This is a genomic window from Rhizobium leguminosarum bv. viciae, assembly GCF_012276115.1.
Classification (GTDB): Bacteria; Pseudomonadota; Alphaproteobacteria; order Rhizobiales; family Rhizobiaceae; genus Rhizobium; species Rhizobium leguminosarum_T.
The window spans coordinates 76,056-101,407 of the sequence record NZ_WIEU01000011.1 but is presented as its reverse complement, the minus strand read 5'-3'; the positions used below and the strand labels follow the sequence as shown (position 1 = coordinate 101,407).

The 25,352-nt window shown below is 61.5% G+C and carries 25 protein-coding genes; 16 read left to right on the top strand and 9 right to left on the bottom strand.

Annotated elements, in window-relative coordinates; genetic code table 11:
- Positions 1-71 precede the first annotated feature (71 nt).
- Complete coding sequence (locus tag GFM02_RS19785) at positions 72-1,247, top strand: acyltransferase family protein (protein ID WP_168263040.1); 1,176 nt, start codon at positions 72-74, stop codon at positions 1,245-1,247.
- Here the strand turns inward: GFM02_RS19785 and GFM02_RS19780 are convergent.
- Both GFM02_RS19780 and GFM02_RS19775 read right to left on the bottom strand, forming a co-directional pair.
- Positions 1,244-1,771, bottom strand: a complete 528-nt coding sequence (locus GFM02_RS19780) for a GNAT family N-acetyltransferase (protein ID WP_168322509.1) — start codon at positions 1,769-1,771, stop codon at positions 1,244-1,246. The two genes, GFM02_RS19785 and GFM02_RS19780, sit on opposite strands and share 4 nt — an antisense overlap.
- Positions 1,768-2,886 carry an anhydro-N-acetylmuramic acid kinase gene (locus tag GFM02_RS19775; protein ID WP_168322508.1) on the bottom strand — a complete coding sequence of 373 codons (1,119 nt, stop codon included), beginning with the start codon at positions 2,884-2,886 and terminating at the stop codon, positions 1,768-1,770. The genes GFM02_RS19780 and GFM02_RS19775 overlap by 4 nt, the downstream gene beginning before the upstream one ends.
- 133 nt (positions 2,887-3,019) lie before the next feature.
- On the opposite strand from GFM02_RS19775, the gene tyrS reads away from it, so the two are divergent.
- Positions 3,020-4,276: a tyrosine--tRNA ligase gene (gene tyrS, locus GFM02_RS19770; RefSeq protein WP_168322507.1), complete on the top strand. Its 1,257-nt coding sequence runs from the start codon at positions 3,020-3,022 to the stop codon at positions 4,274-4,276.
- A 60-nt stretch (positions 4,277-4,336) separates the two neighbouring features.
- Here the strand turns inward: tyrS and GFM02_RS19765 are convergent, their stop codons facing one another.
- Positions 4,337-4,657 carry a hypothetical protein gene (locus GFM02_RS19765; protein ID WP_020050107.1) on the bottom strand — a complete coding sequence of 107 codons (321 nt, stop codon included), beginning with the start codon at positions 4,655-4,657 and terminating at the stop codon, positions 4,337-4,339.
- Positions 4,658-4,895: 238 nt separating this feature from the next.
- Positions 4,896-8,294: a DUF3971 domain-containing protein gene (locus GFM02_RS19760; RefSeq protein ID WP_168322506.1), complete on the bottom strand. Its 3,399-nt coding sequence runs from the start codon at positions 8,292-8,294 to the stop codon at positions 4,896-4,898.
- Between the two features lie 126 nt (positions 8,295-8,420).
- Between GFM02_RS19760 and GFM02_RS19755 the strand changes: the two genes are divergently transcribed.
- The 5 genes from GFM02_RS19755 (at position 8,421) to GFM02_RS19735 (ending at position 13,271) form a co-directional block, all read left to right on the top strand.
- Positions 8,421-8,894, top strand: coding sequence for a peroxiredoxin (locus GFM02_RS19755; RefSeq protein ID WP_168322505.1), 474 nt, complete (start codon positions 8,421-8,423; stop codon positions 8,892-8,894).
- Positions 8,891-9,718, top strand: coding sequence for a DUF455 family protein (locus GFM02_RS19750; protein ID WP_168322504.1), 828 nt, complete (start codon positions 8,891-8,893; stop codon positions 9,716-9,718). The genes GFM02_RS19755 and GFM02_RS19750 overlap by 4 nt, the downstream gene beginning before the upstream one ends.
- A gap of 104 nt (positions 9,719-9,822) precedes the next feature.
- Positions 9,823-11,142 carry a peptidoglycan DD-metalloendopeptidase family protein gene (locus tag GFM02_RS19745; protein WP_168322503.1) on the top strand — a complete coding sequence of 440 codons (1,320 nt, stop codon included), beginning with the start codon at positions 9,823-9,825 and terminating at the stop codon, positions 11,140-11,142.
- Positions 11,143-11,296: 154 nt separating this feature from the next.
- Positions 11,297-12,844 (top strand): DEAD/DEAH box helicase, encoded by a 1,548-nt coding sequence (locus tag GFM02_RS19740; RefSeq protein ID WP_163880231.1) that lies wholly within the window; start codon positions 11,297-11,299, stop codon positions 12,842-12,844.
- A 7-nt stretch (positions 12,845-12,851) separates the two neighbouring features.
- Complete coding sequence (locus tag GFM02_RS19735) at positions 12,852-13,271, top strand: NUDIX domain-containing protein (RefSeq protein ID WP_168322502.1); 420 nt, start codon at positions 12,852-12,854, stop codon at positions 13,269-13,271.
- Positions 13,272-13,372: 101 nt separating this feature from the next.
- Here GFM02_RS19735 and GFM02_RS19730 read toward each other — a convergent pair whose 3' ends face one another.
- Both GFM02_RS19730 and GFM02_RS19725 read right to left on the bottom strand, forming a co-directional pair.
- Positions 13,373-13,690 carry a TfoX/Sxy family protein gene (locus tag GFM02_RS19730; RefSeq protein ID WP_020050114.1) on the bottom strand — a complete coding sequence of 106 codons (318 nt, stop codon included), beginning with the start codon at positions 13,688-13,690 and terminating at the stop codon, positions 13,373-13,375.
- A 35-nt stretch (positions 13,691-13,725) separates the two neighbouring features.
- Positions 13,726-14,220: a flavin reductase gene (locus GFM02_RS19725; protein ID WP_020050115.1), complete on the bottom strand. Its 495-nt coding sequence runs from the start codon at positions 14,218-14,220 to the stop codon at positions 13,726-13,728.
- A gap of 180 nt (positions 14,221-14,400) precedes the next feature.
- On the opposite strand from GFM02_RS19725, the gene GFM02_RS19720 reads away from it, so the two are divergent.
- From GFM02_RS19720 to purB, 5 genes are all read left to right on the top strand, one after another.
- A complete protein-coding gene (locus tag GFM02_RS19720; RefSeq protein ID WP_168322501.1) occupies positions 14,401-15,483 on the top strand; it encodes a branched-chain amino acid ABC transporter substrate-binding protein in 1,083 nt (360 codons plus the stop codon).
- 62 nt (positions 15,484-15,545) lie between these two features.
- Positions 15,546-16,223: a ribulose-phosphate 3-epimerase gene (gene rpe, locus GFM02_RS19715; protein ID WP_168322500.1), complete on the top strand. Its 678-nt coding sequence runs from the start codon at positions 15,546-15,548 to the stop codon at positions 16,221-16,223.
- Complete coding sequence (locus tag GFM02_RS19710) at positions 16,220-16,945, top strand: DUF2259 domain-containing protein (protein WP_168322499.1); 726 nt, start codon at positions 16,220-16,222, stop codon at positions 16,943-16,945. Before rpe ends, GFM02_RS19710 begins: the two co-directional genes overlap by 4 nt.
- A 32-nt stretch (positions 16,946-16,977) precedes the next feature.
- Positions 16,978-17,463, top strand: a complete 486-nt coding sequence (locus GFM02_RS19705) for a hypothetical protein (protein WP_168273246.1) — start codon at positions 16,978-16,980, stop codon at positions 17,461-17,463.
- A gap of 73 nt (positions 17,464-17,536) precedes the next feature.
- On the top strand, positions 17,537-18,844 hold the full coding sequence (purB, locus tag GFM02_RS19700) for an adenylosuccinate lyase (protein ID WP_168322498.1): 1,308 nt from the start codon (positions 17,537-17,539) through the stop codon (positions 18,842-18,844).
- 78 nt (positions 18,845-18,922) lie between these two features.
- Here the strand turns inward: purB and GFM02_RS19695 are convergent, their stop codons facing one another.
- The 3 genes from GFM02_RS19695 to GFM02_RS19685 form a co-directional block, all read right to left on the bottom strand.
- Positions 18,923-19,321, bottom strand: a complete 399-nt coding sequence (locus GFM02_RS19695; RefSeq protein WP_168273248.1) for a hypothetical protein — start codon at positions 19,319-19,321, stop codon at positions 18,923-18,925.
- Between the two features lie 58 nt (positions 19,322-19,379).
- Positions 19,380-19,868 carry a low affinity iron permease family protein gene (locus tag GFM02_RS19690; protein WP_168273259.1) on the bottom strand — a complete coding sequence of 163 codons (489 nt, stop codon included), beginning with the start codon at positions 19,866-19,868 and terminating at the stop codon, positions 19,380-19,382.
- Positions 19,869-20,077: 209 nt separating this feature from the next.
- A complete protein-coding gene (locus GFM02_RS19685; protein ID WP_168273249.1) occupies positions 20,078-20,884 on the bottom strand; it encodes a DUF2189 domain-containing protein in 807 nt (268 codons plus the stop codon).
- A gap of 175 nt (positions 20,885-21,059) precedes the next feature.
- On the opposite strand from GFM02_RS19685, the gene GFM02_RS19680 reads away from it, so the two are divergent.
- From GFM02_RS19680 to purS, 4 genes are all read left to right on the top strand, one after another.
- Complete coding sequence (locus GFM02_RS19680; RefSeq protein WP_026265268.1) at positions 21,060-21,617, top strand: RBBP9/YdeN family alpha/beta hydrolase; 558 nt, start codon at positions 21,060-21,062, stop codon at positions 21,615-21,617.
- A 92-nt stretch (positions 21,618-21,709) separates the two neighbouring features.
- Positions 21,710-24,007, top strand: a complete 2,298-nt coding sequence (locus tag GFM02_RS19675) for a bifunctional diguanylate cyclase/phosphodiesterase (RefSeq protein ID WP_168322497.1) — start codon at positions 21,710-21,712, stop codon at positions 24,005-24,007.
- Between the two features lie 294 nt (positions 24,008-24,301).
- On the top strand, positions 24,302-25,066 hold the full coding sequence (gene purC, locus GFM02_RS19670) for a phosphoribosylaminoimidazolesuccinocarboxamide synthase (protein WP_003540062.1): 765 nt from the start codon (positions 24,302-24,304) through the stop codon (positions 25,064-25,066).
- Positions 25,067-25,081: 15 nt separating this feature from the next.
- On the top strand, positions 25,082-25,324 hold the full coding sequence (gene purS, locus GFM02_RS19665) for a phosphoribosylformylglycinamidine synthase subunit PurS (RefSeq protein ID WP_077978274.1): 243 nt from the start codon (positions 25,082-25,084) through the stop codon (positions 25,322-25,324).
- The last annotated feature ends 28 nt before the right edge of the window (positions 25,325-25,352 follow it).

The window sequence follows — 25,352 nt, the reverse complement described above, 5'->3', positions numbered from 1 at the left end:
CACCTATCGTGTTGCAATCCATGTTGCAGTGCGGTAGGGTCCTCGCGATCCTAACAAAAGCGAGGTCCGCAATGACCAAGTCGTTCGGGGAAGTCCTGGATAAGTATAGGGGAATTGGTCCGGGGTTCGATTTCCTTCGAATAGGGCTCGCCTTTTCCATCGTATTGACCCATTCCTTTTTGTTAACCGACAACAATGACTTCATCAGGGGGTCAGTATTCTGGTTCACTGAATACGCTCTTGTTCCGATGTTCTTCGCGTTGAGCGGATTTCTGATCGCCGGCAGCGCCCAGCGCCTGAGCCTCCGGAATTTTCTGATCAACCGCGGCTTGCGCATCGTCCCGGCCCTGGCCGTCGATATCGTCGTTTGTTCGCTGATCATCGGGCCGATCATCACGGTCGTTTACCACTCCGAATATTTTACCGATCAGCGATTTTTCAAATACTTCCTGAATATCGTCGGCTGGATCCATTACGAGCTTCCGGGCGTTTTCCAGGATAATCCGAGCCAGCGCGTCAACGGCGCTCTGTGGACGGTTCCCTGGGAAATCTTCTGCTACATCATCATGTCGTTCCTGATGATCACCGCCATCGTGAAGACGCGCTACAAGCTGCTCGCGGTGACGATCGCCTACATCGTTATCGGCCTTATCGTGCAGAAGATGCCCTATCTGTTGCCCGGCTCGATAAAGCCGGTCGCTCGCTTCCTGTTCATGAGCCGAGGCTCGCAGCTGATCACGGCCTTCATGATGGGCATCGTCGTCTTTCAGTTCAGAGCAGTCATTCCGCATTCCCGCTGGCTGTTCGCCGCTGCCTGCCTGGTTTGCGTCGTCGCCATTCTCACCCTCGATAGCCAAGCGACGGAGTCGGTGCTCAACCGGCCTTTGGTCATTACCTCTCTCGTTTACATCACCGTCTTCGTCGGCCTGTCCGAGGTGCCCATCCCGGCCTTTTTCAGGAAAGGCGACTATTCCTACGGCGTCTATCTCTATCACGACCCGTTTTTGCAGATCTGGATCAGCTCGTTCCCGTCGGTTTTCCTCTATCCGAAATATGGTGCGCTGGCGCTCTATCTCGTCGGCCTGCCATCGGCTCTCGCCGTTGCGGTGCTGTCCTGGCATTTCATCGAGAAGCCGATCCTCGGCCTTCGCAAGAAGTTCTCATTCATCGCTCAGGTCAGGGGCGTCGAGGATGGCCATCAGGCTGGACGCGAATCCCATGTCCGGCCGGTCGCCGTAAAGAGTTAGAGCTTTGCCGGCCGCATACTGGCGATGAGTTCGAAAGCCGTGTCCAGCACTCCATCGATCAGGATCGGCGCGCGTTCGCGCATGCCGATCTTTCTGAGGACGCGTTGCGAGGCGATGTTTTCGGGATGCGTGAAGGCGATGAAGCCCGATGCAAACTTCCTTTCGAAGAACCAGTCGGCAAGCGCGCTCGCCGCTTCCGTTGCCAGGCCCTTGCCCCACGCCTCCTCGCGCAGGGAATAGCCGAGTTCGAATTGCTCGTTCCTGAACTTTGAAATCCCCGCACGGCCGACAAATCGACCGTCCTCGGCGAGAAGCTTGTATTTGGTCGTGCCGTCGCGCGCCTGTTCCTCGAACCAGCCGCGCAGCCGTTCCTCAGCCTTTTGGAGACTCCACGGCACGTTGCCGGACAGGTATCGGGTCGTCGCCATCGTCGAATGCAGCTGTTGCACCAAGGTCCCATCGCCTTCGTCCCACATGACGAAGGTAAGCCGTGGCGTCTTCAGTATGACCCTTTTCTCTGTCATGGCGTTGCCAGCACCCCACCACTGACAGGAGCCGCGACCCCTGTCGTGCCGGGAAATGTCAGCGGCAGCCCGTCCAGCGATCGGACGGCGAGATAGGCCCAGGCCTCGGCTTCCATCGCATCGCCGTCGAAGCCCCCCTCCTCAGCCGTCAACACCCTCGAGCCCAGCCTTTCGGCCGTGGCTGAGAACTCTGCCATGAGAGTGGCGTTCAGCCGCCCGCCGCCGCAGACGATATAGATCGCTGGGGTCTCCGGCAGGAAACCGGCGGATTTGATGATCGAGGCGGCGGCGACATGCGCCAGCGTCCGAGCGCCGTCTTCAAGACCCGCCTCCTCCGGCCGAAGTGGCGCGAAATCGCCGCGGTCCAGCGAACGGCGAACATTGCCGCGGAAGAACGGGCTTTGCAGATAACGCTCCGCCAGGCTGGCCACGACCTTGCCGCGGCCGCCGATCTCGCCGCCGGGATCATAGGTTCTGCCGGTCTGCATCTCCACCCACTGGTCGATCAGCGTATTGCCCGGCCCGCTGTCGAAGGCCGATATCCGGCCGTCCGTGCCGATAAAGGTCAGATTGGAGATGCCGCCGATGTTGACGAAGCACACTGCCTGTCCCGCCTGCTGGAATTTTCCCGCAAGTGCTGCGTGATAGGCCGGCACCAGCGGCGCGCCCTGCCCGCCATGAACCATGTCGTTGGCGCGCATGTCGTAGACAACCGATATGCCGGTTCTCTTCGCAAGCTCCTGGCCGTCGCCGATCTGGATCGTCAATCCCTCATCAGGGCGATGAAGCACCGTCTGGCCATGGAAACCAAGGATATCGACGCCATCGGCCGCTAGGCCGAAACGCTCCATGAATGCCGTAACGGCAATTGCATGCCGTAACGTCAGTTCAAGCTCGATATCGCGAAGCTCAGCCGGCCGCTGGCTTCTCTCACTGAGTGGACGCGACAGTTCCAGCGCCCGTTTGAGCTGCCCGCGAAAATCCGCATCATAGGGCACGCCCATGAACGGCCCGCGCTCGATGAAGCCGCGGCCGTCGGTCCTGATCAACGCGACGTCGATTCCGTCCATCGACGTGCCGCTCATCAGCCCGATCGCGGTCCTGATGACATCCATGAGGCTTGCCTCCCATGCGATTCCCGGATGCACTTTTATAAAAACAGTGCTAAACGCGCCGCGACAGATCAACAACAACGAACTTGCTTCAAGCCCGCATGGGGTGCGGAGCAGACACCAAGAGACGAAACCTATGTCCGAGTTCAAGTCCGATTTCCTCCGCACGCTGAAAGAGCGCGGCTTCATTCATCAGGTTTCCGATGAAAGCGGCCTCGATAACCTGTTCGCGAAGGAAACCGTGACGGCATATATCGGCTTCGATCCGACGGCGCCCAGCCTGCACGCCGGCTCGCTGATCCAGATCATGATGCTGCACTGGATGCAGAAGACCGGTCATCGCGCCATCTCGCTGATGGGCGGCGGCACCGGTATGGTCGGCGACCCCTCCTTCAAGGAAGAGGCGCGCCAGCTGATGACCGTCGATACGATCGAAGGCAACATCGCCTCGATCAAGCGCGTCTTCTCCAATTACCTGAACTACGGCGACGGCCCTAAAGACGCGCTGATGATCAACAATGCCGAATGGCTGCGCTCGCTGAACTACCTCGAATTCCTGCGCGATGTCGGCAAGCACTTCTCGGTCAACCGCATGCTGTCCTTCGACAGCGTCAAGACGCGTCTCGACCGCGAACAGTCCCTGTCCTTCCTGGAATTCAACTACATGATCCTCCAGGCCTACGACTTCGTCGAGCTTGCCAAGCGCTACGATTGCCGACTGCAGATGGGCGGTTCGGACCAGTGGGGCAATATTGTCAACGGTATCGATCTCGGTCACCGCATGGGGACACCGCAGCTCTATGCGCTGACGTCACCGCTACTGACAACGTCGTCGGGCGCCAAGATGGGCAAGTCGGCGACCGGCGCTGTCTGGCTGAACGCCGACATGCTCTCGGCCTATGATTTCTGGCAGTACTGGCGCAACACCGAGGATGCCGACGTCTCGCGCTTCCTGAAGCTCTACACCACGCTGCCGATGGATGAAATCGCCCGCCTCTCGGCACTCGGTGGTTCGGAGATCAACGAGGTCAAGAAGATCCTTGCGACCGAGGTAACGGCGATCCTGCACGGCCGCCCGGCCGCCGAGCAGGCCGCTGAAACCGCGCGCAAAACCTTCGAGGAAGGCAGCCTCTCGGAAAATCTGCCGTCGGTCGACGTGCCCGCCTCCGAGCTCGACGCTGGCATCGGCTTGCTGTCGCTGATCGTTCGTGCCGGCCTTGCCTCGTCGAACGGCGAAGCCCGCCGCCACGTCCAGGGCGGCGCAGTCCGCATCAACGACGAGGCGGTCAGCGACGAACGCAAGATGATCGGCAGCGGCGAAATCACCGCCGACGGCGTCATCAAGCTCTCGCTCGGCAAGAAGAAGCACATCCTGATCCGCCGCGCGGCGTAAGGGCCTCCAATTCCGAACCAATATCGAAGCCGGCGCCCTCGCCGGCTTTTCCCTGCCTCGCTATTCGGGTCGGCGAGCAAGATCATTCGGCCCCTCACCGGTATTTCGGGTCATCTCGTCTGGTTTCTTAAGAAGATAGCCCGGTGGATCGACGCTTGAAGCGGGCTTCACCCGCGACCACCAGCTGATCGAGAAGATCGGCGGCGTTATCATCGCGTCCAGAGGAACCGTCAGGACGTGGTCGGAACGGATGACCGCCTCTTGCGAGTTCAACCGCGCGCTCTTTTCCGCTGAAAACGAAGCGTCGCCAATCGTGACTGCGAGCACGGCGGCCGATGCGAAAGAAACTGTCCGGGCGCACTGCATGGCATCCTCCGACATTGCACCGGCCGTTGCTTCCTGGCCGGGACCGTATCTTATATCAGATTTTTCTAAATCAAGTTGGGCGTCGATGACGGACTTGTCAATCGCGCTCGGCAGATGAAGACAAACGCCACACCCGTCATGCTCGATGCCTACGGCTATCGCTGGTATTGTGTCAGCGGCCTCGACTATCTCTTCAGGCGGAGAGAGAGTTAGCTACGTCTCGCCACGACCTCTGCCGTGACCGCTTCCCGCCTCACTGGAACTCGAAGATCTGCCGGAAAACACCAGGCGCGATGATCGACAGCGGATTGATCTGCAGGTTTGGCTGGTCGAACTTGCCTGTCAGCTTGAAGGTGATGCCGATCAGGCCGCGGTCGCTGCCGTTTCCGAGGATCACGCCGATCAGCGGCAGTTCGGCGAACAGGCGGTTGAGGCCGTAGGCCGGCATGAAGGTGCCGGTCATGTCCATGTTGCCCTTGCGGTCGCGCACGATGCCCTGGAAGGTTGCGCCGATCTGGTCGCCGCGCAGCACGCCGTTCTCGATGCCGACCATGCCGTTGCGCGAGACGACACGTGCAAAGCCGCGCTGGAAGCGCTGGGACGAGGTGTCGATGTCGCGCTTGACCGCTTCGTTGAGGCTGCGCTGCTCATTTCCGACCGGTGTCGAGACGATCGAGCGCAGGCGCTGTTCGTTGACGATCGCGAAGCGGCGCACGTCGAGCGAGCCGTCCCAGCCGCCCTCCGTCCCCAGCCGGATCGCCAGATTGAGCAACCCGCCCTGCATGTGCTGGTAGAGATCGGCGAAACGCGATACCGCGCCGGCATCGCCGCTGGTGATGTTGATGACGCCGCCGTCCTTCATCTGGCTGACCACGGCCTCGCCGCTGTCGGTAACAGCGGAAAAATTGAGTGTCTGCAGCTTGTCGCCGCGCAGTGATATTTGCGCCTGGAAATTGCCGACCTTCTCGTCGTTGAAGCCGATGACGTTTTTCAGCCTGGCGCGCACCGATACGCCGGTGTCGCCGGCATCCCCATCACCATCGCCGTCCGAACCCGATTTCAACCGCGCAATGACCGGCCGCGCATCGGCGCTGTCGCCGGAGACCGAGACGTCGAAATTGCCTTTGCTGCGCTTCACCGACAGGGCGAAATCGTCGAGCGAAGAGAGCTTGACGCTGTCGAAATCGGCCGAGATCAGCCCGCCCTTGCCGATGTTCAACGATCCATTGGCGCCGAAACCGTCGCCCTTCAGCCGGAAATTCTTGATCTGGGTATTGTCGGCAGGGCCGGATGTTTCGAATTCCGCCGTAGCGGCAATGCCGCTGCCCTTCGCCCAGCCGATCCAGGGCAGTTCGAGCAGCGACTTGGTGAGGTCGAGCTGGACGTCCTGCCGGTCGTCGTCGATCCGCGTCAACACCATCTTCACGCTGCCGCCGACGATGCCGGAAAGGCCGGGTATCAGCTTGTTGCGCTGGTCCTCGGAAAGGGTCGCAGTGATCACCCGTTGTTTGGCCGCTGTGTCGGATGCCTCGACCGGTTCGGTAAGATCGATATCGGCCGGGACGCCGTCGATCTGAGCCTTGGCGTCAAGCGTGATTCGCTTTGGATTGCCGTTCAGCGTGCCGTCGAGATTGCTGATCATCCGGCCGGAAAACGGCTTGGCAAGATCGACATCGGTGAGCTTCATTGCCGCCGTCCATTCGGCCGGCGGCGGGTTTTGCGAGGAGAGCAGGCCGAAATGGGCCTTCACATTCGCTTCGATCCGGCCCTTGAGATCGTCGGGCGTAAAGCCGGCGCGCTGCAGCACCCGGATTGGCCTGTAGGTCAGAAGCTCACCGACGGCGTCGGCCGCTCCGGAGACCGCGAGATCGATATCGGCCATCAGCGGTTTATTGTAGGTGGCGGGCAAGATGAACGTCCCCTGCCCGAGACCGACGGACCGGCCGGAGGGGAAATAGGAGGTACCGCTCTTGATCGCGATCGTCGCAACCGGGCCGGTCAGGTCGAAATGTGCTGACGTGTCGCGGATCGGCGGAATGTCGCCGGCGACGTTCATCCGCGCCTCCGCAATGTCGAAGCCGATGCGGATCTGGTTGGCGTCGAGCTTCAGGCCCTTGCCGCCGGCTGCCTCGTCCAGCCTGCCGAAAGGAATGAAGACGGATAGGGTAGCATTGGTGACGGTGCCGCCGAAGAGATTGCCGTGCACCCAGGTGCGCACCTTGGGCGCCATCCAGAACGGCCAGAGCTGCTTGATCGCTGTCGTCTGCAGCTGCGCCGACTGGCCGGCGAAACTGATCTCCGGCGATTTGTCGCCGAGTTTGACGTGCAGTGATCCGTAGAGCGCGCCGAGCGGGCTGGAAGCGGTTATGTTGGGAAACTGGAATTCGCGGCCGGCGACCATGTAGCGCCCGGTCGCCTGGATGTCGAAAGAGAGCGGCTGCTCGCCGGAGCCCCCGGGGGCTGCCGTGCCGCCACTGACGAGCAGGTCGATGCCGAAGCCTTTGCCCGCCTGCGGGTCGAGCTTGTCGAGGTCGATCAGCGCGCCGTTGATCGGAAGCGTGGTCGCGCCGAACCGGGCGTTCGATCGGGCGATCTCGATCGTCTGCTTGGCGAAATCGTAGACGAGATTGACTTGCCCGCCCGACAGCTCCTGCGGATCGCCGTCGGCATAGACCAGGCCGGGATCGATATCGATTGTCGCCGCAAGCGCCGGCTGCACGCCATCGCGCCCTCTGGTGGCCGACACCGTGAGGTCGGCAAAGGCGCTGAGCCCCTGCCGTATTGCGCCCTGATCGTTGCGTTTCAGCCCGAAGGGCGTGAGGTCGGCATGCTTCAGCGTCGCAACGACCTTCGACACGTGGCCGCCGTCCTTCTCGGCCAGCACGTCGAGCTCCGCCACTTCGCCGTTGAGCGCGACTTCGCCGGTCAATTGCAGCGAGGACGGGCCGGCATGGGCAAAGACGAGATTGTCGATGACGAGCGACAGCGGACCGTTGGCGGTATCGGCAAGCTTGATGTCGAGGCCGGAGATGCGCACCGAATTGGTCGAGCCGCGCGTCACGATGCTGTCGAACATGTCGAACTGCGAGAAGATCTTCTCCATCGCCGCCGGCATGGCGTCGATGCGCAGATCGTCGAGCTTGACGGCATTGCCGGAGGGCAGAAGCGCGGTATCGAGGGCGATATCCTCCGCTTCGATGTCCGCGACGGCGATGCGGCCGCGGAAAAGCTGCAGCGGATCGAGCCCCAGGCGCACCGAACCCGTCGTCGACAGGTGCTGGCCGCTCTCCTGGTCGATCATGTTGACGTTGCGCGCTTCCAGCGCCAGCCGGAAATCCGAGGTGAAGCGGATGACGGTGGAGCCGACCTCGGCGCGGTAGCGCGGTCCGGCCACGCCATTCAGCGCCGCCTGCGCCTGCTGCGACAGCGGCTTGTCGAACATGCCGCTCTCGACGGTAAAAACGATGGCAGCGAGAATAACGAGGATCAGCCCCAGAAATCCGCAACTCAGCTTCGCCGTACGGCGCATCGGCGAACGCTGCGGCGGGCAATGAACGATGATCGGATCCTCGGCCTGAGCGGACGGCAAGCGGTCCAGCGCAACGATATCCTTCTTGCGAAACGTGACCTTTTCGCCGCGGATGGCTGACATGCGCCCTGGGGCTCTCCCTTTACGTGAAGAAATGAACCCGGCCATGCTGGACGGGTATCCGTCCACTATATAATTCGGGGAGAGAAAGTGTCACCACACAAACCCGGCAAAAGAAAGGTTTTCACAATGGCGGTTCCAGGCATCGGCGTCACGGCCCCTGATTTCAACCTTCCCCGCGACGGCGGCGGCCGCGTTTCGCTGGCCGAATTCCACGGCAAGCCGCTGGTGTTGTTCTTCTATCCCAAGGACGACACCACAGGCTGCACCGCCGAATCGCTGGCTTTCACCGCGTTGGCAGCCGAGTTCGAAGCGGCGGGTGCTGCCGTCATCGGCATGTCGCCCGATTCGGCCGCCTGCCATGACAGGTTCATCAAGAAGCACCGTCTTTCGGTGGCGCTCGCCTCGGACGAGGAAAAGACGACGCTGCAGGCCTATGGCGTCTGGAAGGAAAAAAGCATGTACGGCCGCAACTTCATGGGTGTCGAGCGTACGACCTTCCTGATCCGCCAGGACGGCACGATCGCCACCATCTGGCAGAAGGTGAAGGTGCAGGGCCATGCCGAAACCGTGCTCGAGGCCGTGAGGAACCTGGCGGCGTGAGCGCGGATCTCACGATAACCTCGCTGCGCGGCGGCGCCATCGATGCGATCTCTTCGGCCGATCTCGACCGCAAGACGGCGCTTGCGCAGGAAAGCGCCACCCGCTGGTTCGCCCGCCGGGTGTCGCTGCGCTCGCCGCTCGATGCCGCCCTGCCCGACAGGCCCGGCCGTCCTGACAAACCGGTGCTCATGCCGCCGACCCAGGTGGAGAAGCGCTCGCTGCATACGCTCAAAGGACGGATTGCCCTGCTTCATGCCATCGCCCATATCGAGCTCAACGCCGTCGATCTGGCGCTCGATATCGTCGCGCGATTCGCGACCGAGCAGGTGCCGAATTCCTTTTTCGACGGCTGGATGCTGGTCGCCTTCGAGGAGGCGAAGCATTTCCGCATGGTGCGCGCCAGGCTCAACGATCTCGGCGCCGATTACGGCGATCTGCCCGCCCATGACGGGCTCTGGCAGGCCGCCCATGCGACGCGCAACGATCTGACGGCAAGGCTCGCCGTCGTGCCGCTGATCCTGGAAGCCCGCGGCCTCGACGTTACACCGTCGCTGCAGGCGAAGATGCGCCAGACCGGCGATCTCGAAAGTGCAGCGGTGCTCGACGTCATCTACAACGACGAGAAAGGCCATGTCGCCGTCGGCGCCAAATGGTTCCGCTTTCTCTGCGCCCGCGAGAAGCGCGATCCGGCAAAGGCCTTCCAGGAACTGGTGCGCGCCAATTTCCGCGGACCGCTGAAGCCGCCCTTCAACGACCTTGCCCGCGCCGAGGCCGGGCTGACGCCGTCCTTCTACCGCGCGCTTGCATCGATCAGCCACGCTTGAAGTCACTGAAATTTATGACGCGACGGCGACAATGAAAGCATTCATTAACCATAACGGTGTCTAATTTCCGAAAGAGGCGTAGAGCATCAATCGGGAGAGCCTGCGTGAACAGCGGACATCAGCACCGGGTATTCGGCAGGCGGGCGCAGGAACATATCCTCATCCTGGCAAGCGGCGACAAAGTCCGCCATATGACGGTCCGGCCCTGGATGGCAGCACTTGCCTTCTGCTTCGTCGGCGTCTTCTCGATCGGCTACCTCCTGGCCACGTCCTATCTCGTGCTGCGCGACGACCTGATCGGCGCCACCATGGCCCGCCAGGCCCGCATGCAGCACGATTATGAAGACCGCATCGCCGCCCTTCGCGCGCAGGTCGACCGCATCACCTCCCGCCAGCTTCTCGATCAGCAGGTGGTGGAAGACAAGGTCGACAAGCTGATGGAGCAGCAGATGGCGCTCACCTCGCGCCATGGCAAGCTCGACAATCTGCTCGACCGGGCCGAAAGCTCCGGCCTGACGGAAAAGGACGGCGCCCCGCCTGCGCCGTCTTCGCCCGTTCAGTCCTATGCACCCGATATCAAGGACAAGCGCGCTTCGCTCTCCGGTAGCGGCATCGAGGCGATCGAGAAACAGCTGGCGAGCGGCGCGCCTGCCGATGCGACGCCCGACAATTCGACGCTTGCCTATGTGCCGGCCACTGACACGGTCGGCGACCGTGCCGACCGCATCTTCTCCAAGGTGACGCTGTCGCTGAAAGATGTCGAACAGGACCAGCGCAGCCGTGTCGAACAGCTGACCAGCGATGCCGGCAATGCCGCCAACGCCATCGAGACGGTGCTGACCCGCTTCAAGATTCCGATGCCCGAGACCGTTGCCAGGAAAGATGACGACGATGCCGTCGGCGGTCCCTATGTCGAGCCGGAAAGCAACGACGGCTTCAGCAATTCGCTGGCAGCGCTCGACGGCGCGCTGACCCGGCTCGAAGCAGTGCGCAGTACCGCCGAATCCCTGCCCTTCCGCAATCCCGCTATCGGCAAGGACGTGACCAGCCCCTTCGGCAATCGCCGTGATCCCTTCCTCGGCCGCCTCGCGCTCCATTCCGGCATCGATTTCCGCTTTTCGCCGGGCGAAAGGATCCGCCCGACGGCGCCCGGCAAGGTCATTTCCGCCGGCTGGACCGGCGGCTACGGCAACATGATCGAGATCGATCACGGCAACGGCATCTCGACGCGCTACGGGCATATGTCGGAGGTTCTGGTCAAGGTCGGCGACACGGTCGATCGCAACGACGTCATCGGTCTTGCCGGCAGCACCGGCCGCTCGACGGGCACGCACCTGCATTATGAAGTGCGCCAGGATGGCCATGCCGTCGATCCAGTATATTTCATGAATGCCGGCCTTAAACTCGCCACCTATATCAAGTAACTCCTGCCTGGTAACCAACGCTTCACTCTGCAATGGGTGCGGCGTCTCTATTTCTTGACTTGCCGGCCATTCGGGGCTATGTCGCGCTGCATTGCGGCATGCAATCCCGCCGACTCGTTCAGAGCGGCCGAACGGAACGGAAACAGTTTTCCCTTTGACGACATTTGCTGACCTTGGCTTGAGCCAAAAAGTGCTATCCGCTGTTACGGATGCGGGCTACACGATCCCCACGCCCATTCAGGCGGGCGCCATCCCGTTTGCGCTCGAGCGCCGCGATATTTGCGGCATCGCGCAGACCGGCACTGGCAAGACGGCATCCTTCGTGCTGCCGATGCTGTCGCTTCTCGAAAAGGGCCGTGCGCGTGCGCGCATGCCCCGCACGCTGATTCTCGAACCAACCCGCGAACTCGCTGCCCAGGTCGCGGAGAATTTCGAGAAATACGGCAAGAACCACCGCCTCAACGTCGCCCTTCTGATCGGCGGCGTTTCCTTCGAGGACCAGGACCGCAAACTCGAGCGCGGCGCCGATGTGCTGATCTGCACCCCCGGCCGCCTGCTCGACCATTTCGAGCGCGGCAAGCTCCTGATGAGCGGCGTCGAGATCCTCGTCATCGACGAGGCCGACCGCATGCTCGACATGGGTTTCATCCCCGATATCGAACGCATCGCCAAGATGATCCCGTTCACCCGCCAGACTCTGTTCTTTTCGGCAACGATGCCGTCGGAGATCCAGAAACTCGCTGACCGCTTCCTGCAGAATCCTGAGCGCATCGAAGTTGCAAAGCCGGCTTCCGCCGCCGCGACCGTGACGCAGCGTTTCGTCGCCTCGCACGGCAAGGATTACGAGAAGCGCGCCGTCCTGCGCGAACTCGTCCGCGCCCAGACCGAACTCAAGAACGCCATCGTCTTCTGCAACCGCAAAAAGGATGTCGCCGATCTGTTCCGGTCGCTCGAGCGTCACGGCTTCTCGGTCGGCGCTTTGCATGGCGACATGGATCAGCGTTCCCGCACGATGACGCTGCAGAGCTTCCGTGACGGCAATCTCCAGCTTCTGGTCGCTTCCGACGTCGCCGCCCGCGGCCTCGATATCCCTGATGTCAGCCACGTCTTCAATTTCGACGTACCGATCCATTCCGAGGATTACGTCCACCGCATCGGCCGCACCGGCCGTGCCGGCCGCTCGGGTGCCGCCTTCACTCTCGTCACGAAACGCGACACTAAGTTCGTCGATGCCATCGAGAAGCTGATCGGCGAAAAGGTCGAATGGCTGAGCGGTGACCTGACGTCGCTGCCGCCGCCGGCAGAAGACAGCCGGGACAGCGAACGCCCGCGCCGCAACAGCCGCGAGCGTGGCGCCAGAGATGGTGCAACCCGAGATCGTGCGCCGAGAGAAAATGGCGACAGGGATCGTAGCCGCGGACGCGGCAGTCGCAGCGCTGCGAGTCATAAATCTGACAACGACATACAGGATAATGGCGTAGACGTGATTGAAGCAGCACCAGTAAAGGCCGACATCGTGAAGAACGAGCGCAAAGCAGAGCAGAAGCCGCAGAACAATGCGCGCAACAGTCGGCCTTACCCGGCAAACGACGACAGCCGCGACCGCCGCCGTCATCGCGACCACGACGACGGCCCGACCCCGGTCGGCTTCGGCGACGATATCCCGGCCTTCATGCTGATCGCCGGCAGCGCCAAGGTCTGAATTTCCAATGGGCAGGCCCGGTCTCGATTTTCCGGGCCTCGGCGTCGGCCTGGTGATTCTGCGCGACGCCAGGATCCTTCTCTACAAGCGCTTGCGTGCACCTGAAGCCGGCTACTGGAATATTGTCGGCGGCAAGGTCGACCATATGGAGCCGGCAGAGATAGCCGCGCGCCGCGAGGCCGAGGAGGAAACCGGCCTGACGATCGGCCGCATCGAACGGCTTGGCATGACCGAGCAGATCATCGATGCCGATCGCCAACACTGGATCTCTCTGCTCTATCTCGCTCGCGACGTCGAGGGCGAGCCTCAACTGACCGAACCGGAGAAGCTCTCGGATTTCGGCTGGTTTCCGCTGACGAATCTGCCCGAGCCGCTGTCGGCCTTCACCAAAGCCGCCATCGCAGCCTTGCCGACTGCTGAACGCTAGAGCATTTCCGCTTTTCTCCGAATCACGGAAATGCTCTATCTCTTTGTTTTCACGCAATTCCGGACGCAAAACCGCTACGCACTTTTGCTGGAATTGCTCTGCTATTCGGCGCGAAGCGACGCCTCATAGGCAAGCCTCACCCATTTCGCCATCAGATCGGGATCGTCATAAGCCTCGTCGGGGATCGACCAGTAGGGCATTTTTACCGGCTTGCCCTTCTTGCCCTCATAGGTCCATTGCGTGGAGCCGGCAGCTGCAAATTCCGGGGCGCTCTTCTCGTCGGCCTTCAGCAGCATCTCGTCGCGCACTTCGAGCGCAATGATCCGTCCGAGATGATAGATGCCTTTGCCGCCGAACATGCGCTTGACCGTGACGGGGCCGAGCCCCTGAAACATTTCCTCGATCCCGGCATTGTCCATTCTCTATTCCCTCGAAATCTCGATCGCTGCGGAAATCACAACGCGTGATAATCCCGGTTCATATAGATTAGCGCCGGGTGTTTTTCGCTGAAGCGGACAGCCGCAACCTCGCCGAAGATAACATTGTGCGTCGGCATTTCCTTGATGTCGATGACCCGGCAATCGAAGGCGGCGAGCGCATCGGCCAGCACCGGCGCGCCGGTCACGAGCATCTCGAAACGGGCGCTGTCGAAACGGTCGTCATTGGCAAGCGACGTGCGCCCGGAAAAGGCGTCGGCGACGCTCTGATGATGAGCGCCAAGCGTGTTCAGCGCGAAGATGCCGCTGCGGAAGAAGATCTCGTTCTTCGGATTGGTGTTGTTGAGGCAGATCAGCACCGAGGCCGGATTGTCCGAGACCGAGCAGGCGGCGGTGATGGTGACGCCGCGGCGCAGTTCGCCCATCGCCGTCGTCACGAGTTGCACATGGCCGGCATACCGGCTCATGGCATCGCGATAAAGGCCGGGGTCGATATGCTGCCTGTTCAACACCTGCTTCTCCCGTATGCGTTTTATCCGGTTCGTCTTTGCTATCGCGCCAATATGGCGAGCATCGGTTACCTTTTCTACAATAGCACCGGTGAAAAGCGCTGCGTTGCGCTTGTTTTTCTTTGACGATCGCGGCCTTGCGGATAAAAGGGCATGGACGATGGCTAGGGATCTCCGCCTTTCATGATCAACCTGCGTGGCATAGCAGCTTTTCTGGCGCTGCTGGGAGCGGCGGCTGAAAGCCATGCGGCCGGCGTGACGATCGGTGTCGTCGCCCCTCAGAACGGACCGCTCGCCCTCCTCGGCGCCCAGATTGCCGCCGGCGCCGGTTTCGAGATCCAGCAGTCCGGAAATATCCTCGTCGCCATCAACGAGACCTGCGAGGAGAATAGCGGTGCCGCGGTCGCCGATGCTCTTGTCAACGCCAAGGTCCAGGTCGCGGTCGGCTTTCTCTGCAGCGAGACGCTGGAAGGCGCGCTGCCGAAGCTGAAGGACGCCAATATTCCGGCGATCACCGTCTCGGTGCGCTCCCGCATCCTGATGGAGGATGCGCTGAAGAACGGCTGGCCGCTTTTCCGGGCGGCGCCCGCCGACGGCGCCGAGGCGGCAAAGGTCATCGAAGTGATCCTGAAGGACTGGGCCGCCGATCCGATCGCCCTGATCGAGGACGGCACCATCCATGGCCGCGAACTGACGGAAGCGATCCGCAATGCGCTGGAGCAGAACGGCCTGAAGCCGGTTTTTACCGATACCTACCGGCCGGGACAGGAGCAGCAGATTGCCCTCGTCCGCCGCCTGAAACGGGCCGGCGCCACCAGGGTCTTCATCGGCGGCGACCGCAACGACGTCGCCGTCATCGCCCGCGACGCCAAGGCCGAGAACATCCCGCTGTCCATCCTCGGCGGCGATGCCATGCGCGCCGCCAATCAGCCGCTGCCGCTCGCAGATGGCGTGCGCGCCGTCGCCCTGCCCGAATACGCCCTTCTGCCGGAAAGCGCAGCGACAGCCGATGCGCTGCGCGCCAAAGGCGTCGAGCCGGAAGGTTATGTCCTGCCGTCGCTGGCCGCGGCCCTCATTGCCGGCCAGGCGGGACAAGCCGCCGCCGCGGCGGGCAAGCCCCTCCAGGAGATGCTTCTCGGCGCAACATTCCAGACGCCGGTCGGCACTATTGCCTTCACCGGTGCGCATGAACTTTCGCAAAACCCCTACCGCCTGCTCGAATGGCGGGGCAACGGCTTTTTTCCACCTGCCGCGCCGACGCAATGAACGGCGCGCCAGCCTTGAATTCGGGCCCCGCGCTCTGGCGGGCCCATACGGAGTAAGATTTGATGACGCTGCCCATTCGCATTGCCCCTTCGATCCTCGCAGCGGATTTCGCCAGGCTCGGCGAGGAGGTGCGCGACGTGACGGCCGCCGGCGCCGACTGGATCCATCTCGACGTGATGGACGGCCATTTCGTGCCAAACATCTCCTTCGGCCCGGATGTCATCAAGTCGCTGCGTTCGTATACATCAGCCACCTTCGACTGCCACCTGATGATCTCCCCTGTCGACGACTATCTCGAAGCCTTCGCCAAGGCCGGCTGCGACCGTATCACCGTCCATGCCGAAGCCGGGCCGCATCTGCACCGCTCGCTGCAGACCGTCCGTAATCTCGGCAAGAAGGTCGGCGTGACAATCAATCCGGCGACGCCGCTTAGCGCCATCGAGAACGTGCTCGACGATGTCGATCTCATCCTGATCATGTCGGTCAATCCCGGTTTCGGCGGGCAGAAGTTCATTCCGGCGATGGCGAAGAAGATCGCGGCGGCGAAGTCACTGATCGGCGACCGGCCGATCGAGCTCGAGGTCGATGGCGGCGTCACGGTGGAAACGGCGCCTGATGTCGCGCGGGCGGGCGGCAACGTCCTCGTCGCCGGCTCGGCAATTTTCAAGGGCGATACGGTCGAGGATTATCGCCGGACCGTCGCCGATCTGCGTCAGGCAGCCGAAGGGGCACGAGCATGAACAAACGTCTGATTATTGGTGGCATGCTTGCTGCCGCATTTGCCGGCCTGCCCGGCCTGTCACTTGCCGGCGATATCGCCAATATCCAGCCGATCGGTTTTTCCGCCGACGGCAAGGTTTTCGGATTTCAGGAGTTCGGCATCGAGGAGAGCGGCAAGCTTCCCTACTCCAACACCTACTTCATCGATACCGAAGACGGCCGCTATCTCGAGGGCACGCCCTTCCATACCGAGCTGACCGACAGGGACGCCAATCTTTCCAAGGCGCGGCGGCAGAACCTGACGGCGGCGCGCAGCCAGATGGACAAATACGATCTGTTGACCAATCCCGGCCTGATCGCCGCCTTCAATCCGCCGACCGAACTCGGCTCCCCTTCGAAGACGCTTCGCTACACGACGCTTGCGACCGACGGTCCGCCGAAGGCGCCCTATACGCTCTCGCTCGGCGAGATGCCGGTGCCGACGCCGAAGGATTGCGCTGCGGTCGACAAGCGGGTCATCGGCTTCAGCCTGCAGATGATCGAGAAGGAAGGCGCTCCGAACCGGCAGGCGGCGCGCCAGGCTACAGCCGTTCCGGCCGAGCGCGTATGTTCCGTCGAATACCGGATCGGCGGCGCCGTGGTCTATCAGCCGGAAGGCGGAAACCAGGTTCACATCGCCCTCGTCCTGGCCTTCGATGCCGACAGGAACGGACGCTGGATCGCCGTTCCGGTTCAACCCTGAGCATGGATCGCCCGAGGACGGATCGCCAACGGATGGATCGTCTAAGAGCTGCACGGCCGCCCTACCCCGATCTGATCGCCGGCGCGCTGCTCTGGGGCATGCAGATGCTTGTCGCCGCCATGCTCGGCCTTTACCTGCGCAATGGCCTGCAGACGAGCCGACTGGCCGAGATCGCCGCACTCTATTTCGCCGGCGGCCTGTTTGCCTGGCCGTTCGCCCTGCCGGTCGCCCGCTTCCTTGCCTTTGACAGGCCGCTGGAAACGCGTTTTGCCGCTTTTTTCGTGACGCTGACCGCGGCCACGATCCTGATGACCGCTTTCCTCTTCGCCATGGAATACAGGATGTTCTATTCGCGCTGGCATGCGCCCTTCGGCAGTATCGTCTGGGCTTTCCAGTTCGTCTTCACCAGTATCAGCGCCGTCTATCAGTTCCTGGTGATCGGTCTGCGCCTCTTCCTGCCGCTCGGCCTCGTCTGTCTTGTCGCAAGCAGCTATCATCTTGCCAAACGCATGCGTTGAGATTGCCGCCCGTCTTTGCTACAGGGGCGCTAACCTCGACAAAGCAAACCTCTTGAAGTGAAGGCAGCCGCCCATGATCCCGCGTTACTCCCGGCCCGAAATGGTCGCCATCTGGTCTCCCGAAACCAAGTTCCGCATCTGGTTTGAGATCGAGGCGCATGCCTGCGACGCGCTGGCCGAACTCGGCGTCATCCCGAAATCGGCGGCAAAGACGATCTGGGAGAAAGGCGGCGCCGCCACCTTCGACGTCGACCGCATCGACGAGATCGAGGCCGTCACCAAGCATGACGTCATCGCCTTCCTCACCCATCTCGCCGAGATCGTCGGCCCGGATGCGCGCTTCGTCCACCAGGGCATGACCTCGTCCGACGTGCTCGACACCTGCTTCAACGTGCAGCTGGTCCGCGCCACCGACATCCTGCTTGCCGATATCGACCGGCTGCTCGCAGCGCTGAAAACCCGCGCCTTCGAACACAAGGACACCGTCACCATCGGCCGTTCGCACGGCATCCATGCCGAGCCCACCACCTTCGGCGTCAAGCTGGCGCTTGCCTATGCCGAATTCGAGCGCTGCCGCCAGCGCCTCGTCGCCGCCCGCGAGGAAGTCGCGACCTGCGCCATCTCAGGCGCCGTCGGCACCTTCGCCAATATCGATCCGCGCGTCGAAGAACATGTCGCTAGAGCCCTTGGCCTGAAGGCCGAGCCGGTCTCGACGCAGGTCATCCCGCGTGACCGCCACGCCATGTATTTCGCCACCCTCGGCGTCGTCGCCTCGTCGATCGAGCGGCTGGCGACCGAAATCCGCCACCTGCAGCGCACCGAGGTGCTGGAAGCCGAGGAATATTTCTCGCCCGGCCAGAAGGGCTCTTCGGCCATGCCGCACAAGCGCAACCCGGTTTTGACCGAAAACCTGACCGGTCTTGCCCGCATGGTCCGCTCCTATGCCATGCCGGCGATGGAAAACGTCGCCCTCTGGCATGAACGCGATATCTCCCATTCCTCGGTCGAACGCATGATCGGCCCTGATGCCACCGTGACGCTCGATTTCGCCCTGTCACGGCTCGCCGGCGTCATCGAAAAGCTGCTGGTCTACCCCGAGAACATGGAGAAGAACCTCAACAAATTCCGCGGCCTCGTCCATTCGCAGCGCGTCCTGCTGGCACTGACCCAGGCCGGCACTTCCCGCGAAGATGCCTACCGCCTCGTCCAGCGCAACGCCATGAAGGTCTGGGAACAGGGCAAGGATTTCCTGGAGGAGCTGCTTGCTGATGCGGAGGTACGCGCTGCGCTTTCGGAGGAAGATATTCGGGAGAAGTTCGACCTTGGCTATCATACCAAGCATGTGGACACGATTTTCCGGCGGGTGTTCGGCAACGCCTGAGCGACCCTCAATCGACGAAATAGCGGCGCCCTTGCAAGCGCCGTTTTTCTGCCAGCATATCTCTCCGTCGAGAATCTATCAGATGGCTTTTTTCCTTAGTCGCAGCCTGATCATAACTGGGAAGTAGATGCATGAGACAAGGATAGAAGGCAGAGAAATAATTAGGAAAAAAGCTAACAAGGTCAGCCTCTGAATACTTCCGCCCGACAGCAACAAGAAAGCGGCTACAATCAGCAACAAAATTACTACAAAAATGATAGACGACCAAAGAAATGGCCGTGAATTTATTTCAATGTATTTCACACGATAAAAAATAAACAAAACAAAAACTATTGGTATCGAAACAATAAACTTTGGAATAAACGCGATAAAGCCGATATCGTCGAAGAAAAATGGCAAATGACCTAACGTCAATCCTATGAAATAAGCTTGAAAGAACAGCTCAACCTGCGGCTCTCGAAGAAAGGAGTCGTTCATTTTTCCCTGCGGAGTTGGATTTAATGAACTGAATATAGTGCCGATTGTATTTCATAGTCTAGCTTTTCTCAAGCGGCCGCTGTTTTTGCTTCGGTGCTTTGGCAATCACAGAGCGTTTGCGCGCTCCCGCCTTCTTCGACGGCGCCGCATTCGCTGCTTCGGTTGATTCCGATGTCCTGCCAGCCTCCGTCTCACCCCTGCCCTTTGCGGCCTTGGCGACCAGGTGGTCGAGGTGCTTCAGCTCCTCCTCGTCGAGATTTTCGATGCCGATGAAACGGTTTTCGGCATGGCTGGTCAGGATGATTTCGTTGAGCTTGGCCTGGATCGCCCGCGTGTCGCGCGTCTGGGCGTTCTGCAGCACGAAGACCATCAGGAAGGTGATGATCGTCGTGCCGGTATTGATCACCAGCTGCCAGGTTTCCGAATAGTCGAAGAACGGGCCGAGTGCCGCCCAGATGACGACGGCGATCAGCGCCAGGATGAAGATGACGGGTTTGCCCGCCCATTCCGATACTTTTGTTGCGAAGCGGGCGAACAGATGCTTCATCGTCACCTCTAGAATCCTCCCTCGACGTCTCCGGAGCATGATGTCGACGACATCATGCTCTCGGTTAAACAAACTCCGAGGCAGGTTCGAGGTTCCCAGGGATCTTAGATTCCCCAGGGATCTTAGATTCCCCAGGGATCTCAGATTCCCCCGAGGGATCCGAGATTTCCCCCGAGGGATCTCCGGGATTCCGGCAGGCCAGGCCGTGGTTATGCTGTGGCTTCCCGCGCAATCAGCTTGCGATAGAGATGCCAGGTCGCATGGCCGAGGATCGGGATAACCAGCGCAAGCCCGGCAAAGACCGGGATCGTGCCGAGGACGAGCAGCGCAGCGACGATCAGGCCCCAGAGCAGCACCGGCACCGGATTGAGAATCGTCGCGCGGATCGATGCCGTGACGGCGGCGACTGCCCCGACATCGCGGTCGAGCAGTAGCGGAAAGGTTATGACGGTGATCGCCAGCACGACGAGCGCAAAGACGAAGCCGATGAGATTGCCCCAGATGATCAACTGCATGCCCTCCGACGTGCCGAAGACCTGGCGGAAGAAATCCCCCATGCTGCGCGGAAAGACCTCGCCGAGCAGATTGCTGTAGAGCGTCTGCGCCGTCACCAGCCAGACGATGAAGAGGCCGCAGAGCATCAAGCCGACCGCGACGATCGACGGCAGCGCCGGCGAATGGCGTACGTCCAGCGCATGCGTCCAAGACGCGTCGAGGCCGGCCTCGCGCCGGCGGCTGATCTCATAGAGGCCGATCGCTGCGATCGGGCCGATCAGCACGAAACCCGCCATCAGCGGGAAGACCATCGGCAAAAGGTTGGCGCCCGAGGTCCACAGCGTCAGGAAAACGCCGGCGATCGGGTACATCAGGCACAGGAACACATAGTGGGACGGTTTCTCCATGAAATCGTCATATCCGCGCTTCAGCGCGTCGAAGACGTCGGCGATACCGATGCGATTGACGACGGGCCGCGCTATGCTTTCGCTTGCACCCGTCATGACGTGAAATGCCGCCATAGCTTTCTCCTCCTCAGCCGAGACCTGATCGGCGGCGGACAGCATCGGCGGGCAAGCCGATACGAAATCCGCAACCGGCACTGGAGGAATATAGCAACTTTCAGGGCCCGTGTCGCTCCCTCCCTTGACACCCCCTCTTGACATCTTGGACCAGCTTTCTCACATCGGCGGCATCATGAAAGCCTCAGACGCAGATATCCTCATCATCCCCGGTTACACCAATTCCGGCCCGAGCCACTGGCAGAGCCGCTGGGAGGCAAAGCTCAGCACGGCGCGGCGCGTCGAACAGGCCGAATGGACGAAGCCGGTCCGCGAGGACTGGATCGCCCGCATCGCCGAAGAGGTGAACGCCTCGACCCGCCCGGTCGTTCTCGTCGCCCATTCGCTGGGCGTGCCCTCGGTGATCCATGCCATCCCGCATTTCCGCAACCGGGTGGCGGGCGCTTTCCTCGTCGCCCCGCCGGATGTCGCCAATCCCGACATCCGACCGAAGCACCTGATGACCTTCGGCCCCTATCCACGCGATCCGCTGCCCTTCCCGTCGATCACCGTCGCCAGCCGCAACGATCCGTTCGGCAGCTACGAACATGCCGATGATGTCGCCAGCAGCTGGGGCTCCTTCCTCGTCGATGCCGGCGAGGCCGGCCACATCAATGCCGATTCCGGTCACGGCCCTTGGCCCGAAGGCACCATGGTCTTTGCCCAGTTCCTCGGCCGGCTCTCCGCTGATTGAGGAAAACCCGCATTCTCGCTTGTTGAGCAAGTGCTTTCTAAGTCTTTCTTAATGGAATGACAGCAGACTGCGCCGAGGTGAGATAAGCGAGAATGCCCGTGAAGAAAGCCCATCCAGAGGCCGGTGATCCGCATGGCGATGCCGCAGCGGTTGAGGCAGGCATCGGCAATGGGGCAACCGATGATTCCGACCTGGCCGAGCGGGAGAGCCGCTGGAATTATGCACTCGTCGGCTCTGGTCTCGGCGTATGGGATCACAATTACCGTCTCGACCGGAAATATTACTCGCCGACGTGGAAGACCATCCGCGGCATGGCGCCCGAGGAGGAAGCCGACGGCGATTACGAGGCCTGGCTGCAGCTCCTCCATCCCGACGATCGCGATTTTGTTGTCCATGCAATCGACCGGCAGAACGCCGGCGATCCAAATTACCAGGTCTTCGAATATCGCGAGCGCCACAAGGACGGCCACTGGGTCTGGATCGAGTGTCGCGGCGCCTGCGTCGAATGGGACGAGAACGGCGTGCCGACGCGCATCGTCGGCACGGACACGGATATCACTGCCCGCAAGCAGGCCGAAGAGACGCTGTCGCGTTTGTCGCGCCGCCTGGATCTGGCCTTAGAGATCTCCCGCATCGGCGTATTTGAAGCCGATATCGAGCACGATACCGTCGAATGGGACGACCGCCTCATCGCCATTTACGGGCTGCAGGGCGCCTCGCGCCAGATCGCCGGCGACGCCTGGGCGAGAAGTCTGCATCCCGACGACCGCGAGCGCGTGCTCGGCCTGGCCGACCGCAGCGTCGAGAGTGGAAGCGATTTCCAGCAGGAATACCGCATCATCCGCGGCGACGGTGCCGAACGCGTCATCCGCGCCCGCTCGGCCTTCTTCGTCGACGGCAACGGCCACCGCAAACTGATCGGCGCCAACTGGGACGTCACCGAAGAAGTCGCGCTCCGCAACGAACTGCAGCGCGCCAAGGATCTGGCCGAGGCGCGCAACCGCGAGCTCGAAGCCACCAAGGAGAGCATCGAGCACCTGGCACTGCACGATTACCTCACAGGGCTGCCGAACCGCCGCTATCTCGACAAGATGCTGGACGAGCGTGCGGCGGAATGCCGGGCCAAGAACCTGGCTCTGGCGATCCTGCACATCGATCTCGACCGCTTCAAGCAGATCAACGACACGCTCGGCCACCGGGCCGGCGATGCCATGCTGCAGCATGCCGCAAGCGTGCTGAGAACATCCGTCCGCGCCGCCGATTTCGTCGCCCGCATCGGCGGCGACGAATTCGTCATCCTCTGCACTGTCGATCCCGCATCGAAGAAGATCGCCGGCCTTGCCGAACGTGTCATCCGCGAATTGCGCAAACCCGTCAGATATGAGGGGCACGATTGCCGTTTCGGTGCCAGCATCGGCATCGCCATCGACAGCGGAGCGAAGCTCGACGCCAAGCAGATGCTGCTCGACGCCGATATCGCGCTCTACCGCGCCAAGGGCCTGGGCCGCAACCGCTTCGAGTTCTTCTCGGCCGCTGCCCGCCGCGACATCATCTCCGCCAAGCACCTTGCAGACGAGATCCTGATCGGCCTCGAACGCAATGAATTCGTGCCCTTCTATCAGTTGCAGTTCGATGCCCGCACGCTCGATGTCGCAGGTGTCGAAACACTTGCCCGCTGGCAGCACCCGGTGCACGGGCTGCTGACGCCCGACCGCTTCCTCGACATCGCCGAGGATCTCGACGCCGTCTCGACCATCGACGCCCTGATCCTCGAGCGCGCCATTGCCGACCGGAAGCTGTGGCTGAAGGACGGGCTGCCGATCCCGAAGATATCGGTCAACGTCTCCGCCAGGCGGCTCGCCGATCCCGATCTGGGCAAGAAGCTCCGCGCCTTGAAGATCGAGCCCGGCACCTTCTCCTTCGAGCTGCTGGAATCGATCTCGCTCGACGATTGCGACGAGGCGGTGGCCGCCAACCTGAAAAAGCTGCGCAAGCTCGGCATCGACATCCAGATCGACGATTTCGGCACCGGCCATGCCTCGATCGTCAGCCTGCTGCGCCTGAGCCCGAAGACGCTGAAGATCGACCGCGAGCTGATCCGCATGCTGCCGCAATCGGCCGAGCAGCGCAAACTGGTCGGCTCGATTATTGATATCGGCCGCTCGCTGAACATCCTCGTCATCGCCGAGGGCGTCGAAACGGCGGAGCATATCCGCATTCTCGAAGAACTCGACTGTGATACGCTGCAGGGCTACGCGCTCGCCCGGCCGATGCCGGCCATGCAGATCCCCTCCTTCATCCGCTCCGAAAGCTGGCGCCACGGGCAAATCGCCGCTCGCGCCTTGCAGGCGCAACTTCGCCGCGCCCTGCCAAGCAGAGCCGCCAAATAAAAACCTGCATAAACGGCCCGCCATTTCGCCTTCATTTCACCGTAGAGGAAAAGGCGCTAAACTCCTCTTGCGAATTCATTCGATTCTCTTGGCGGTATTCCGTAAAATTGGAAACCAAGGTCGCGAAATCCGGAAACCGGGGCCACAGAATCTTGAAACCGGGGCCACAGAATCGTCAAACCGGGGAAGGAGCGACAGGCGGATTGTGAAACCCACTCTTTTCCTTTAAGGGGACGCCACGAGATCGATCCACTCGCGCTATCCCAAGAGCGCCAACAATAGAGAATGACCACGATGAACCGTCGCCGCCGTATCTACGAGGGCAAGGCAAAGATTCTGTATGAGGGCCCGGAACCGGGCACTTTGATCCAGTTCTTCAAGGACGATGCCACTGCCTTCAACAAGAAGAAACACGAAGTCATCGATGGCAAGGGCGTCCTCAACAACCGCATCTGCGAATATATCTTCAGCCATCTGAACAAGATCGGAATCCCCACTCATTTCATCCGCCGGCTCAACATGCGCGAGCAGTTGATCAAGGAAGTGGAGATGATCCCGCTGGAGATCGTCGTGCGCAATGTCGCAGCCGGTTCTCTCGCCAAGCGCCTCGGCATCGACGAAGGCGTCGTGCTGCCGCGCTCGATCATCGAATTCTATTACAAGTCCGACGCGCTCGACGATCCGATGGTCTCCGAAGAGCACATCACCGCCTTCGGCTGGGCAAACCCCGCCGAACTCGATGACATCATGGCGCTTGCCATTCGCGTCAACGACTTCATGACCGGCCTCTTCCTCGGGGTCGGCATTCAGCTCGTCGATTTCAAGATCGAATGCGGCCGTCTCTTCGAAGGCGATATGATGCGCATCATCCTCGCCGACGAGATCTCGCCGGACAGCTGCCGGCTCTGGGATATCGAAACCCACGAGAAGATGGACAAGGACCGCTTCCGCCGCGACCTCGGCGGGTTGCTCGAAGCCTATTCCGAAGTCGCGCGCCGTCTCGGCATCATCAATGAAAACGAGCCTGTGCGCGGCACCGGCCCGGTTCTCGTCAAGTAAGGCAGGAAAGACAAAGTGATCAAGGCTCGTGTCACCGTCACACTGAAAAACGGCGTTCTCGATCCGCAGGGCAAGGCTATCGAGGGTGCGCTCAGTGCCCTCGGCTTCTCGGGCGTCGGCCATGTAAGACAAGGCAAGGTCTTCGACCTGGAGCTTGATGGCGCCGACAAGGGCAAGGCTGAGGCCGATCTCAAGGCCATGTGCGAAAAACTGCTCGCCAATACGGTGATCGAGAACTACGCAATCGCGATCGACTGAACATTGCGAGATTGGCAATGCCCGAAGC